The organism is Pantoea sp. B65 (assembly GCF_047308185.1).
In the GTDB taxonomy this organism is placed as follows: Bacteria; Pseudomonadota; Gammaproteobacteria; order Enterobacterales; family Enterobacteriaceae; genus Erwinia.
This window is the reverse complement of sequence record NZ_JAHXPU010000045.1, coordinates 575507-587791: the sequence shown is the minus strand read 5'-3', so window position 1 is coordinate 587791 and position 12285 is coordinate 575507. Positions and strand designations below refer to the sequence as shown.

11 protein-coding genes and 1 pseudogene are annotated in these 12285 nt (G+C 55.2%); 8 read left to right on the top strand and 4 right to left on the bottom strand.

The features are described from left to right. Positions 1-85 precede the first annotated feature (85 nt). Positions 86-2188 (top strand): elongation factor G, encoded by a 2103-nt coding sequence (fusA, locus tag JWF83_RS26660; protein WP_413653519.1) that lies wholly within the window; start codon positions 86-88, stop codon positions 2186-2188. Between the two features lie 75 nt (positions 2189-2263). Here the strand turns inward: fusA and JWF83_RS26655 are convergent, their stop codons facing one another. Next, positions 2264-3160 (bottom strand): DMT family transporter, encoded by an 897-nt coding sequence (locus JWF83_RS26655; RefSeq protein WP_413653518.1) that lies wholly within the window; start codon positions 3158-3160, stop codon positions 2264-2266. 153 nt (positions 3161-3313) lie between these two features. Between JWF83_RS26655 and JWF83_RS26650 the strand changes: the two genes are divergently transcribed. From JWF83_RS26650 to JWF83_RS26635, 4 genes are all read left to right on the top strand, one after another. Next, positions 3314-4279, top strand: a complete 966-nt coding sequence (locus tag JWF83_RS26650; protein ID WP_413653517.1) for an AEC family transporter — start codon at positions 3314-3316, stop codon at positions 4277-4279. A 16-nt stretch (positions 4280-4295) separates the two neighbouring features. Then, positions 4296-4793: a GNAT family N-acetyltransferase gene (locus tag JWF83_RS26645; RefSeq protein WP_413653516.1), complete on the top strand. Its 498-nt coding sequence runs from the start codon at positions 4296-4298 to the stop codon at positions 4791-4793. Between the two features lie 127 nt (positions 4794-4920). After that, a complete protein-coding gene (locus JWF83_RS26640; RefSeq protein ID WP_413653515.1) occupies positions 4921-5388 on the top strand; it encodes a helix-turn-helix domain-containing protein in 468 nt (155 codons plus the stop codon). Between the two features lie 126 nt (positions 5389-5514). Continuing rightward, a complete protein-coding gene (locus JWF83_RS26635) occupies positions 5515-5799 on the top strand; it encodes a VF530 family DNA-binding protein (RefSeq protein ID WP_413653514.1) in 285 nt (94 codons plus the stop codon). Positions 5800-5808: 9 nt separating this feature from the next. Here JWF83_RS26635 and JWF83_RS26630 read toward each other — a convergent pair whose 3' ends face one another. Then, entirely contained in the window at positions 5809-6216 is a 408-nt protein-coding gene (locus tag JWF83_RS26630; protein WP_413653558.1) for a carboxymuconolactone decarboxylase family protein, read from the bottom strand. 36 nt (positions 6217-6252) lie between these two features. Then, positions 6253-6600: pseudogene (locus JWF83_RS26625) on the bottom strand (carboxymuconolactone decarboxylase family protein); the annotation flags it as partial. Between the two features lie 89 nt (positions 6601-6689). Here JWF83_RS26625 and JWF83_RS26620 point away from each other — a divergent pair. Then, on the top strand, positions 6690-7586 hold the full coding sequence (locus JWF83_RS26620; protein WP_413653513.1) for a LysR family transcriptional regulator: 897 nt from the start codon (positions 6690-6692) through the stop codon (positions 7584-7586). Between the two features lie 12 nt (positions 7587-7598). Here the strand turns inward: JWF83_RS26620 and JWF83_RS26615 are convergent, their stop codons facing one another. Then, positions 7599-9383: a sigma-54-dependent Fis family transcriptional regulator gene (locus JWF83_RS26615; protein ID WP_413653512.1), complete on the bottom strand. Its 1785-nt coding sequence runs from the start codon at positions 9381-9383 to the stop codon at positions 7599-7601. A gap of 278 nt (positions 9384-9661) precedes the next feature. On the opposite strand from JWF83_RS26615, the gene JWF83_RS26610 reads away from it, so the two are divergent. Together JWF83_RS26610 and adhP are read left to right on the top strand one after the other, a co-directional pair. Then, positions 9662-11182 carry an aldehyde dehydrogenase family protein gene (locus tag JWF83_RS26610; protein ID WP_413653511.1) on the top strand — a complete coding sequence of 507 codons (1521 nt, stop codon included), beginning with the start codon at positions 9662-9664 and terminating at the stop codon, positions 11180-11182. Positions 11183-11209: 27 nt separating this feature from the next. Then, positions 11210-12235 (top strand): alcohol dehydrogenase AdhP, encoded by a 1026-nt coding sequence (gene adhP / locus JWF83_RS26605; RefSeq protein ID WP_413653510.1) that lies wholly within the window; start codon positions 11210-11212, stop codon positions 12233-12235. The last annotated feature ends 50 nt before the right edge of the window (positions 12236-12285 follow it).

Below are 12285 nucleotides of genomic sequence, written 5' to 3'. Positions count from 1 at the left end.
ACTATAATACTGGCCAACAACAACCCAATCCGGCCATCAACAGCAGTATCTGGCCGTTACCAGTCATAGTGACTAAGGACGCATCATGCCCCGAACCATCCCCATCGAACGTTATCGCAACATTGGTATTTCCGCCCATATTGATGCCGGTAAGACCACTACCACTGAACGTATCCTGTTTTACACCGGCATGAGCCATAAAATGGGAGAAGTTCATGATGGCGCTGCGACAACCGACTGGATGGCGCAGGAGCAGGAGCGCGGGATCACTATTACTTCAGCGGCGGTAAGCTGCTTCTGGCCGGGTATGGATAAAGGTTTTACCCCGCATCGCATCAATATTATCGATACTCCCGGCCACGTCGATTTCACCATTGAGGTGGAACGATCGATGCGCGTGCTGGATGGCGCGGTAATGGTGTATGACTCGGTTGGCGGCGTGCAGCCACAGTCGGAAACCGTCTGGCGTCAGGCCAATAAATACCATGTGCCGCGGCTGGCGTTTGTGAACAAAATGGACCGTGCCGGCGCGGATTTCTTCCGCGTGGTACAAATGATGATCGATCGACTCAAAGCTAACCCGGTACCGATTGTGATTCCGATTGGCAGTGAAGAGCACTTTTCCGGCGTGGTTGACCTGAACAAAATGCGCGCCATCTACTGGGATGAGGCGACGCAGGGGATGACATTTAACTATGGGCCAATCCCGGAAGCACTCTTATCCAGCGCCCAGCTGTGGCGCGAAAAGATGGTGGCGGCGGCGGCGGAAGCCAGCGACACGCTAATGGATAAGTATCTGGAACAGGGCGATCTGAGCGAAGAGGAAGTGACGCAGGGTCTGCGTCTGCGTACCGTGGCGGGTGAAATCCAGCCGGTGCTGTGCGGCAGCGCTTTTAAGAATAAAGGCGTACAGCGCATGCTTGATGCGGTCGTGGAGCTGATGCCCTCGCCGCTGGATATTCCGGCGATAAAAGGGATTGATGAGCACGGCGCTGAAGTGCTGCGCCATGCCGATGATAATGAAAAATTTTCGGCGCTGGCGTTTAAACTGATGACCGATCCCTGGGTTGGCCAGCTGACTTTTGTGCGTGTCTACTCCGGCGTGCTGCATAAAGGCGACAGCGTATATAACCCGGTAAAAGGCAAGAAAGAGCGTATCGGGCGTATTGTGCAGATGCATGCCAATGCGCGTCATGAAGTGGATGAGATCCGTGCGGGCGATATCGCCGCCTGTGTGGGTCTGAAAGAGGTCACCACTGGCGAAACCCTGTGCGACCCGACGGCGGTGCTGACGCTGGAACGGATGGAGTTTCCGGATCCGGTGATTTCGCTGGCGATCGAACCGAAAACCAAGGCCGACCAGGAGAAAATGGGCATCGCGCTGCAACGGCTGGCGGCGGAAGACCCGTCGTTTCATCTGCATACTGATGAAGAGTCCGGCCAGAGTATTATTTCCGGCATGGGTGAGCTGCATCTGGAGATTATTGTTGACCGTATGAAACGCGAGTTTGGTGTTGAAGCCAATATTGGTCGTCCGCAGGTGACCTATCGCGAAACCGTGCGTAAAACGGTAAAAGATGTCGAAGGGAAATTTGTCCGCCAGTCGGGGGGTAAAGGCCAGTATGGTCATGTGGTGCTGACGCTGGAACCGCTGGAAGCAGGCAAAGGTTTTATCTTTGAAGATGCGACCAAAGGGGGCGTGGTGCCGCGCGAGTATATTCCTTCCGTGGAAAAAGGCATCCGCGAGGCGCTGAACAGCGGCGTGGTCGCGGGATATCCGGTTGTGGATATCAAAGTGACGTTAACCTTCGGCTCATACCACGAGGTCGACTCATCGGAGCTGGCATTTAAAATGGCCGCGATCTTCGGTTTTAAAGAAGCCGCACGCCAGGCCAGTCCGGTCATTCTGGAACCGATCATGCGTGTCGAGGCGGAAACGCCGGAAGAGTATGCCGGCAGTATCATGGGCGATCTCTCCTCGCGGCGCGGCACGGTGCAGGGGATGGATGAACTACTGGCAGGCCGGGTGATCCGCGCCGAAGTGCCGCTTTCCGAGATGTTTGGCTATTCGACCGCACTGCGCTCAATGACCCAGGGACGCGCCACTTACAGTATGGAGTTCCACCACTACGCTGAAGCGCCGCGCAATGTAGCAGATACCATTATTGCCGCGCGTAAATCGCAGTAACGACAGCAGAAGCGGGTAACGTCAGGTTACCCGCTTTTTTATTAGTTAATGAAAGTGACAGTGTCACTGCTGGCGCTATGCTACCGGTGCCGCTCTGCCGGGGCTAACCACCAGCCATACCGCCAGACAGATAATCACCGCACCAATAATAAAGCCCTGATTGATGGTCTCCCCCAGCGCCAGATAACCCCATAACACGCCAAACGGTGGGATCAGAAAAGTGACCGTCAGGGTGCGCAACGGGCCGATATCAGCGATCAGACGGAAATAGATAATGTAGGCAACGGCGGTACATACCAATCCCACCGCCAGAATACTCAGCCAGACCAGCGGCTGTGCCCAGTTTACCGGCTGCCGGGTGGCGACAGAGAACACAAAAAAGGGCAGCAGGAACAGTGATGCCCCCAGTTGGCTGCCGAAGGCGACCAGCGTGGGATCGAGACCACCACGCTGTGAAATCCAGCGTCTGGTCAGGTAACCGGCCACACCGTAGCAGCCGGTAGCGATCAGACAGGCCACGACCCCGGCGATAATATCCGTAGTGGAATGGATCTCACCGGTAGTGGTGATCAGCATAATGCCGCATAAGCCGATAAACACCCCCAGCCATTTCTTAACGCTTAATTTCTCAGCAAAAAAGCTGAAGCCAATTACCGCCCCCATTAATGGCGTGGTGGCATTGAGAATGGCCGAATAACCTGCGGGCAACCACTTTGCCGCCAGGCAATACATCAGAAAGGGCAGACCGGAGTTAATGATCCCCAGTAACAGCGCTGATCTGAGTTTGCCATGGAATTGCAGGCTGGAGCGCAGCAGCAGCAGAATCACGCCAAGACCGCTACAACCCAATAATACGCGTAAAAAAGCAGTGTTAATCGCGCCAAAGGCCGGCGCGGCGATGCGCATAAACAGAAAGCTGGCGCCCCAGATGGCGGCCAGCAGAAGCAGTCTGACATAGTCTGATCTACGCATTAGGTATCCATGGTTGCGATAAACGTCGGGTTATCATAGCGAAAGCGGCGCTTAGCCGGTATCCGCAGAGCAATGATAATCAGCAGCATAATTCGCGCCGGGCGTGGTATCTTTACTTAAGCGACGAATAATTAAGGGAAAGGACTAATACCGATGTCGGTTATCGCCAACCTGACTGAGCAACTGTCTCACCAGATCTATCTCTCTGTGCCGCTTTTTATTCTGATTATCACCGGCTACGGCTTAAGCAAGTTTGCCCGCTGGCCGGAAACGGTCACCGAGGCGCTTAACCGCTTCTGCTTTAACGTGGCGCTGCCATGCATGCTGTTTAAGGTGATGAGCGAGTTCTATAAAAATCCGCCGGTTGATACCCGACTGTTATTCGCTTTCTTTGGCAGTTGCCTGCTGGTTTATGCCCTCGGACGGATTATCGCCGCCAGAGTGTTAGCCCTTGATGGCGTCTGCGGATCGGTGTTTGCCCTCGGGGGCGTTTTTTCCAATAACGTGATGCTCGGTATCCCGGTGGCGACCATATTGCTTGGCCAGCAGTCGCTGCCAGCCGTGGCGCTGGTGCTGGTATTTAATGGTCTGATCCTCTGGACGCTGGTGACCATTTCGGTTGAATGGGCGCGCACCGGCAATTTTTCCCTGCCCGGTATCGGCAGAACGCTAATCAGCGTGCTGCGTAATCCCATTATTATCGGCATTATGCTGGGCTTTGCCTGGAGTGCGCTGCACCAGCCGCTGCCTTATATCATCAGCTCACCGGTTAATATGCTGGCGCAGATCGCCGCGCCATTATCGCTGGTTACGCTGGGTATGAGCCTGGCAGGTTATAAAATCAGCGAAGGGCTGCGCGAAAGTTACGCCATCTGTATTTTGAAACTGATCGTCCAGCCGCTGGTTATCTGGCTGCTGGCCTGGTCAATCAATCTGCCGCTTAATGAAAGTAAAGTGGTGGTACTGTTAGGCTCAATGGCCGTCGGGGTGAATGTCTATCTGATGTCGCAGAAATTTCGCGTGCTGCAAGGGGCATCGGCGACCAGCCTGCTATTTTCCACGCTGTTATCCGCCATCACTACACCGGTGTTTATGATGCTGATGACAATGTATTACTGAGGGTCGCGCGGCAGACATGGAACAGATACAGCTTAAATCAGCCAGAAATCACCGGGATATTATTGAGAACCTGTTTACTTATTATGTTTATGACCTGGCGCAGTCGGGCCAGTGGCCGTGCGGCGCCGATGGTCGCTACGCTTATAACCCGGCACTGCTTGATGCGCACTGGCAGCGTGATGACCACTGGCCGTGGCTGATTTACTGCCGGGACGAGCTGGCCGGTTTTTGCCTGCTACGGCGTTATCCGGCCAATCCGCAGCGTTATGATATCGATCAGTTTTTTATCCTGCGCAAATTTACCGGCCAGGGGATCGGCAAACGTGCATTCCAGCTGGCGGTGCGAACGATGCCCGGTCTGTGGCAGACCCGGGTATTACTGGAAAATCTTCCGGCGCTTCACTTCTGGCGTTCCGCCATCGGCTCGATGACCCGGCAGCAATACCAGCAGCAGGTGCTGCCCGATGGCGATCTGCCGATGCATTTTATCTATTATCAGATTGCGCAAGGCTAACCGGCGGGGCGTCATTGCGCTGTCATCCCGCTGTCGGGTTGCTGTCAGGTGAGTGGCATGGCGCATATCCGCGGTTGTTCCGATACTCGTCGACAGGTATTTAACATGCAGCGATGGAGTGATAATCATGAACAGTAGTAACAGAGTACGGGAGCTGCGGCTGGCCAAAGCCTGGTCCCAGGAGCAGCTTGCTGAGATGGCCTCCCTGAGTGTGCGCACGGTGCAGCGTATTGAAAACGGCGAACAACCCAGCCTTGAAACCCTCAGTGCGCTGGCTGCGGTATTTGAAATCCGGGTCTCCGACTTAACCGCCAGCGTCAGCGCCGGAGAGCAGGCGCTGGATCAGGTGATTGTTGATGCCAGAAAGCAGCTTAGTGAGGAGACGCATTTTTATAAAGCGCTGGTTACTGCGGTGGTGGTCTGTGCCATCCTGTATCTGCTCAACCGGCAGACCTCGGCGGAAAGCCACTGGTCTGCCTGGGTAGCCATTATCTGGGGGGCGTTATTACTGGTGCGCGGATTGCGTATTTTTGTGTTGCGCGGGGTTATCGGGAAATGGCAGAACAACCGGCTGCAGCGCATATTGCGTAAATAATCTGCGCCTGCAGACTGGGGCGGGGAGTGACCCGCATTCCGTCGCCCGGATAATGGCAGAATGAATTGCACAACCCCTTTCCAGTCAGTATGGTGTGTGCAATTCTCAGTATCTCGCGGACTTATTATGACCGTTCATACCCCAAAAGACCCTCTGCACGGCGTAACGCTTGAAGCAATAGTCAATGCCCTGGTGGCTCATTATGGCTGGGCTGAGCTGGCAAAACGCATTAACATCAACTGCTTTAAAAGCGACCCCAGCGTGAAATCGAGCCTGAAGTTTCTCCGCCGTACGCCATGGGCCCGTAAGGAAGTCGAGTTACTGTATATCGACTCATTAACTGCGCCGGAAACCAAAACCACAGCGTTGCCGGCAGAGAGCCCGTGGGCTAACTGGCAGGGCAGAAAATAGCGCGGCGTTTTATGGCGCTGTGGTCTGCTCCGCCAGCACCGCTTGCGCGCTAAAAATGCCGTTAAGCGCCGCCGGAAAACCGGCATAAATTGCCATTTGCTGAATGACTTCAATAATCTCGCTGGCGGCAACGCCAACATTCAGCGCGGCGCTGATATGGACTTTTAACTGCGGCGCGGCCCCGGTTTTTGCCGTGAGTAATGCAATGATCGCCAGCTCTTTGGTGCGGTTATCAATGCCGCTACGCGACAAGATATCCCCGTAACAGAACTCGACAATAAAGCGTGATAAGTCTGGTGCCGTCTCCATCAGGCTGCCGGTGACGGCTTTTCCTGAACCGGCGCTGATTTGCTCAAGTGCCGCCAGACCGTGGCGGAAACGGTCGCTGGCCGCGGAATGCGCTTTGGGCTGAAACAGTAACCCACGATGCTGAAATACCGCTGTTGCTGCCGTAACGCCGTTTATCGCCGCAGGAAAGCCGGCAAATACCGCACACAGCAGCAGAATTTCAATAATCGCCTCCGGCGCGCAGCCGACATTAATCGCCCCCTCAATATGGTAGCGAAGCTGCGGCGCGGCATTGCCCATCGCGGCTAAAGCGGCGACGGTGCAAAGCTGGCGGGTGGGCAGGTCAAGTTGCTTACGCGACATGATTTCGCCATAGCAAAATTCAACGGTCAAACGTGCAAGGTCAGGGGCAATCTCCTTAAGCTGGTTGATCGGGATATCGTAGCCGCTGCCGCCTACTTGCCTGAGCAGACTGATGCCGGTCTGATAATGAGAGGATTCGGTGGTTTTCATGGCTGTTACTCCGTGGCTGAGGTGATAAAACCCAGCCTGGCGGTTTTCAGCGCGTATCTCCAATACCCTTTTTGTGATACCTTTTAGGTATGAATACAGCCATTGACCTGCGACAGCTGCGCTATTTTCTGGCGGTCAGCGAAGAACTCAATTTCGGCCGCGCGGCCAAACGATTACACATCTCGCAACCCCCGCTGAGCAGACAGATCCATCAGCTGGAGGAGCAACTGGGTGTGCAACTCTTCCTGCGCACTCAACGTGGGGTGGAGCTGACCAACGCCGCGCAAGCCTTTCTGCCGGAAGTGAGGTTAACCCTGGCTCAGGCGGAAAAGGCCATTGCCGTGGCCCGGGCGGCAAGAGAGGTGGAAAGCGGGCAGTTTGTTATCGGCTATACCACGGTATTTGACCATAGCGTGATCCCCGACGTATCCGCGCATTTTCGTCTCCGCTTTCCGGACTGGCGGCTTATCACCACGGGAAAGCATTCCATCACGCTGGTGCGGGAGATTAAAAACGGCGTGGTGGATGCCGCTTTTATCGGTTTGCACACCGAAACTCAGGGGCTGGCGCTGGAAGTCATTCATCAGGAGCCGTTCGTCGTCGCCTTACCTGCCAGCCACCCGCTGGCCAGCAAGCGCAAGCTTAGCTTCAATGAACTTGCCGAAGAACCGATGTTCTGGTTTGAGCGCCGGCTCAATCCCGGATTTTACGATTATTGTCAGACATTTTTCCGGCAAATTGGTTTTAAGCCGCGGGTGATCCCGGAACCGCCGGATCATCATATTATGCTCGGACTGATTGCCGAAGGGGCTGGCTTTGCGCTTGTGGCGAAATCATTGCAAAACGTCAGGCGTCAGGGAGTGGTCTTTCGTGCGTTAAAAGATGAGTTCAGCCGCTTTTCGATTGGCATCGCCATCGCCTGGTCGCCAGCCAACCCGTCACCGATCCTGCCAGCCTTTCTGGAAATGTTAAGAGAAGGGCGCTAACCGGGCGCAGAATCAGGCCTGTTTTTCGCGTGCGGCGCGGCGATAAAGCGTACTGCGCGCCACGCCCAGTGCCTGAGCAGCCTTACTGATATTGCCATTAAAGCGCTGCAAGGTTTGCGTAATCAGCCGTTCGTCGTGCTGTTGCAACGCCGGCAGCGTTTCACCTGCTTCAGGGCGATATTTTTCCGGCAGGGTATCGCAGTCAAGCAACTCGCCATCATCCGCCAGTGCCAGCAATACCTTCAGTAAACTGCGCAGTTGACGCACATTGCCGGGCCACGGATGTTTCTCCAGCGTCGCAAGCAGCGCTGGCGTCAGGCGAATACCACGTTGCTCCCCCCCCAGTTCCTGCCATAGTCGTAAGATAAAACCTGACAGCGCTGGCCACTCGCGCAGCGGTGGAATGGTCAGTGAAAACTCCTGCAGCCGGTAGAGCAGGTCTTCACGGAATTCCCCGGCAGCGACCAGCTGAGGCAGGTTTCGATGGGTGGCGCAGACCACCGCAAAGTTGACCGGCCAGCTGCGACTGGAACCGAGCGGCGCGACCTCTTTCTCCTGTAATACCCGCAGTAAACGCGTCTGCAATGATAACGGCATATCACCAATTTCATCGAGAAACAGTACGCCGCCGTCCGCCTCACGAATTTTACCAATATAGCCATTTTTGCTGGCGCCGGTAAACGCCCCGGGCTGGTAGCCGAAAAGTTCCGACTCAATCAGCGATTCGGGAATAGCCGCGCAGTTGATGGCGACAAACTTTCCCTGCCGCCATCGGCTCTGCTGATGGAGAGCACGGCTGACATACTCTTTACCACTGCCGGTTTCACCATGAATACAGAGTGAGACGCCGGCATTCAGCAATCGCACCATTTTTTCGCTGTCGCCGCGCAGGGCGCAGGAGAGATCGGGTGAGTGGACCGGCGCCGCCGGGAAGTGAGTCCGCGTCGGCGCCCGCAGGCGGGAAAAATAGTGTTGCTGACTGCCGGTCAGCAACGGCTGCGGTACGCTGTTAGCGAGCTGTTCGCTTTGCGGGAACAGCTGCTGAAAGGTTAGGGAACCAAACTGCCCGGCATTGAGCGCCAGTTCACGCATCGCCAGACGGTTAGCCGCCATCAGCACGTTATCTGAAAATATCAGCAACAGCTCGCCAACTTTATCCACGCCCTGCAGTTGCGGATGCAGGCTCATCAGCCACTGTTCCGGATGCAGACTCTGCTTTACCCACAGATATTCAATCTGTTTCGCCGCATCCTTTATCCATGCCAGCGTGTGGGGATGGGAGTAGTGGGCGGGACCGGAAATATCCAGTACGCCGGCAATCTGGCCATTCGGCGCCTGCAGCGGGATGGCAGCGCAATACAGCCCCTGATTACTGGTGAGATAGTGCTGATGCCCGAAAATCTCGCAGCTGTCATCAATCGCCAGCGCAGTGCCAATCGCATTGGTGCCCCGGCCGCATTCGCTCCATAAATTACCGGGGGCGAGCGCGAAACGCTGCGCTTTTTGCATCGCATGCATATCGCCAAAGGTATTCAGCACCAGTCCGCTGGCATCGGAGAGGATCACTACCGACTGCTTATCGGCAATTTTTTCCGCCAGCGCTTTCACCGTGGGCTGAGCAAATTGCTGTAATGCGGCGTTACTGGCCAGCAGATCCGCCAGTTCACCCTGGCGAATGCGCGGAAAATCATCGGCCATGCGGTCCAGACCATACAGCTGGCTGCGAAACCAGGAGTCATTGAGCAGCGGATTAGGCGCATTGCTGGAAGTGCTGGCGACAGATGAATTTCCCCGCATTGAAGACCTCATGGTTGTGCCGAAAATGTTGCAATATTGTAGCTATTCGGCGTCATGGTTGTTGCGATTTGCAACACAAATATCAAATCATTCTGATAGTGTCGCTAAAATGCATCGCAGTTAAAAATTTAACATATTGATATTTATCATTATTTATAAAAACTGACGCGACGTAAAAAACTGGCACGCCGGCTGCAACAGCAACAGTGCAACCGTAACACCGCCCATGACGAGTTTGCTGTGGCGGTTGTCTGTCTACCCTACATAAGGAGTTTGCGATGCGTTATGCACATCCCGGAACACCGGGCGCTTTAGTCTCTTTCAAAGCGGCCTATGGTAACTATATTGATGGCAAATTCTCAGAACCGCTCAGCGGTCAATACTTTAAGAATACTTCGCCAGTGAATGGCAGTGATATCGCGCAGTTCCCGCGCTCTGACGCCCGGGATATCGACGCAGCGCTGGATGCTGCCCATCGGGCTGCTGACGCCTGGGGGAAAACCAGTGTTCAATACCGTTCCAATCTGCTGCTACAGGTTGCCGATCGCATCGAAGCCAACCTTGAATATCTTGCGGTAGCGGAAAGTTGGGATAATGGTAAACCGATTCGTGAAACCATGAACGCCGATCTGCCGCTGGCGGTCGATCACTTCCGTTATTTTGCCGGTTGTCTGCGGGCACAGGAGGGGGGAGCGGCAGAGATCGATGAGAAAACCGTGGCCTATCATTTCCATGAACCGCTGGGGGTGGTCGGGCAGATTATCCCCTGGAACTTTCCACTGCTGATGGCGGCATGGAAACTGGCGCCTGCGCTGGCGGCAGGTAACTGTGTGGTACTGAAACCGGCAGAGCAGACGCCACTGGGGATCACGCTATTGCTGGAGCTGATCGGTGATATCTTCCCGGCGGGGGTTCTCAATGTGGTGCAGGGCTTTGGCCGTGAAGCCGGAGAGGCGCTGGCGACCAGTAAACGTATCGACAAGATTGCATTCACCGGCTCCACACCGGTTGGCCGCCATATTATGGCCTGTGCCGCCGAGAGCATTATTCCCTGCACCGTCGAGCTGGGCGGTAAGTCGCCCAATATCTATTTTGCTGATGTGATGGACGCCGAGCCGGAATTTATTGAGAAAGCGGTTGAAGGGCTGGTGCTCGGCTTCTTTAACCAGGGCGAGGTCTGTACCTGTCCTTCACGCGCACTGATCCATGAATCTATTTACGCCCCCTTTATGGAACGGGTAATGGCAAAAGTCGCCACTATTCGCCGTGGCGATCCGCTGGATACCGATACCATGATCGGCGCCCAGGCCTCCCGTCAGCAGTTCGACAAAATCCTCGCCTATATCGATATTGCCCGTCAGGAAGGGGGGCAGATCCTGACCGGGGGCGCCCGCGCCGCGATTACGCCAGCGCTGGATAATGGTTTCTACATCCAGCCAACGCTGATCAAGGGTGATAACCAGATGCGCTGCTTCCAGGAAGAGATTTTTGGACCGGTAATCGGCGTCACCACCTTTAAAGATGAGGCTGAAGCGCTGGCGATTGCCAATCAGACCCAGTTTGGTCTGGGCGCGGGTGTCTGGACGCGTGACAGTCATCTGGCTTATCGCATGGGGCGTGGCATCAAAGCGGGTCGTGTCTGGACCAACTGCTACCATATCTATCCGGCGCATGCGGCATTTGGCGGTTATAAGCAGTCTGGCGTCGGGCGTGAAACGCACAAAATGGCATTAAACCAGTATCAACAAACGAAGAACCTGCTGGTCAGCTATGACACGGCGCCGTTGGGGCTGTTCTGAGCCCATTTCACTTTGAGGAGACGCAAGATGAAAACGATGAAAGCCGCTGTAGTCAAAGCTTTTGGTGAACCCTTAGTGATTGAACAGGTGCCGATCCCGCAGGTGGGAACCGGTCAGCTGTTAGTGAAAATTGTGGCGACCGGCGTCTGCCACACTGATTTGCACGCGGCTGAAGGCGACTGGCCAGTAAAACCGCAACTGCCGTTTATTCCCGGCCATGAAGGTGTCGGTTACGTCGTCGCGGTAGGTGAAGGCGTAAAGCATATAAAGGAGGGGGACCGCGTCGGCGTTCCCTGGCTGCATTCCGCCTGTGGCCACTGCGAACACTGTCTGGACCGCTGGGAAACCCTGTGCCATTCGCAAAAAAACTCCGGTTACTCGGTTAACGGCAGCTTCGCCGAATACTGCCTGGCAGATGCCAACTATGTCGGGATCCTGCCGGATAATGTTGAATATAACGAAATTGCGCCGATCCTTTGCGCCGGCGTGACGGTGTATAAAGGGCTGAAAATGACCCATACCAAAGCGGGTGACTGGGTGGTGGTTTCCGGCATTGGCGGGCTCGGTCATCTGGCGATTCAGTATGCAGTGGCGATGGGGCTGAATGTTGCGGCGGTCGACATCGATGATGAAAAACTGGCCTTCGCCAAACGTCTGGGAGCCAGCGTGGTGGCGAACGCCAGAAATGTCGACCCGGCAAAAGTGTTCCATGAAACTTTTGGCGGCGCTCATGGCGTGCTGGTAACCGCAGTGTCGCCAAAAGCCTTTGAACAGGCGATTGGTACCATGCGTCGTGGCGGCACCATGGTGCTGAATGGTCTGCCGCCGGGCAAATTCGACCTTTCCATCTTTGATATGGTGCTGAACGGCATTACCGTGCGCGGTTCGATTGTTGGTACGCGTAAGGATCTGCAGGAAGCGCTCGATTTTGCCGGACGCCATAAAGTGGCGGCAAATATCTCCGTTGAGCCGCTCAGCAATATTAATGATATTTTAGCCCGGATGCTCGCCGGGAAAATTGAAGGGCGCGTAGTCGTCGACCTGGCACTGTAATCAGCAACAACTGGCACAGGGAGAGCATCTCTGTGCCTTTTAGTCCTGTT

Bases quoted from the DNA above. Each gene is read 5' to 3' on its own strand.
- fusA (WP_413653519.1), top strand. From the start codon at position 86: ATGCCCCGAACCATCCCCATCGAACGTTATCGCAACATTGGTATTTCC.
- JWF83_RS26655 (WP_413653518.1), bottom strand. From the start codon at position 3,160: ATGCGTAGATCAGACTATGTCAGACTGCTTCTGCTGGCCGCCATCTGG.
- JWF83_RS26650 (WP_413653517.1), top strand. From the start codon at position 3,314: ATGTCGGTTATCGCCAACCTGACTGAGCAACTGTCTCACCAGATCTAT.
- JWF83_RS26645 (WP_413653516.1), top strand. From the start codon at position 4,296: ATGGAACAGATACAGCTTAAATCAGCCAGAAATCACCGGGATATTATT.
- JWF83_RS26640 (WP_413653515.1), top strand. From the start codon at position 4,921: ATGAACAGTAGTAACAGAGTACGGGAGCTGCGGCTGGCCAAAGCCTGG.
- JWF83_RS26635 (WP_413653514.1), top strand. From the start codon at position 5,515: ATGACCGTTCATACCCCAAAAGACCCTCTGCACGGCGTAACGCTTGAA.
- JWF83_RS26620 (WP_413653513.1), top strand. From the start codon at position 6,690: ATGAATACAGCCATTGACCTGCGACAGCTGCGCTATTTTCTGGCGGTC.
- JWF83_RS26615 (WP_413653512.1), bottom strand. From the start codon at position 9,383: ATGCGGGGAAATTCATCTGTCGCCAGCACTTCCAGCAATGCGCCTAAT.
- JWF83_RS26610 (WP_413653511.1), top strand. From the start codon at position 9,662: ATGCGTTATGCACATCCCGGAACACCGGGCGCTTTAGTCTCTTTCAAA.
- adhP (WP_413653510.1), top strand. From the start codon at position 11,210: ATGAAAACGATGAAAGCCGCTGTAGTCAAAGCTTTTGGTGAACCCTTA.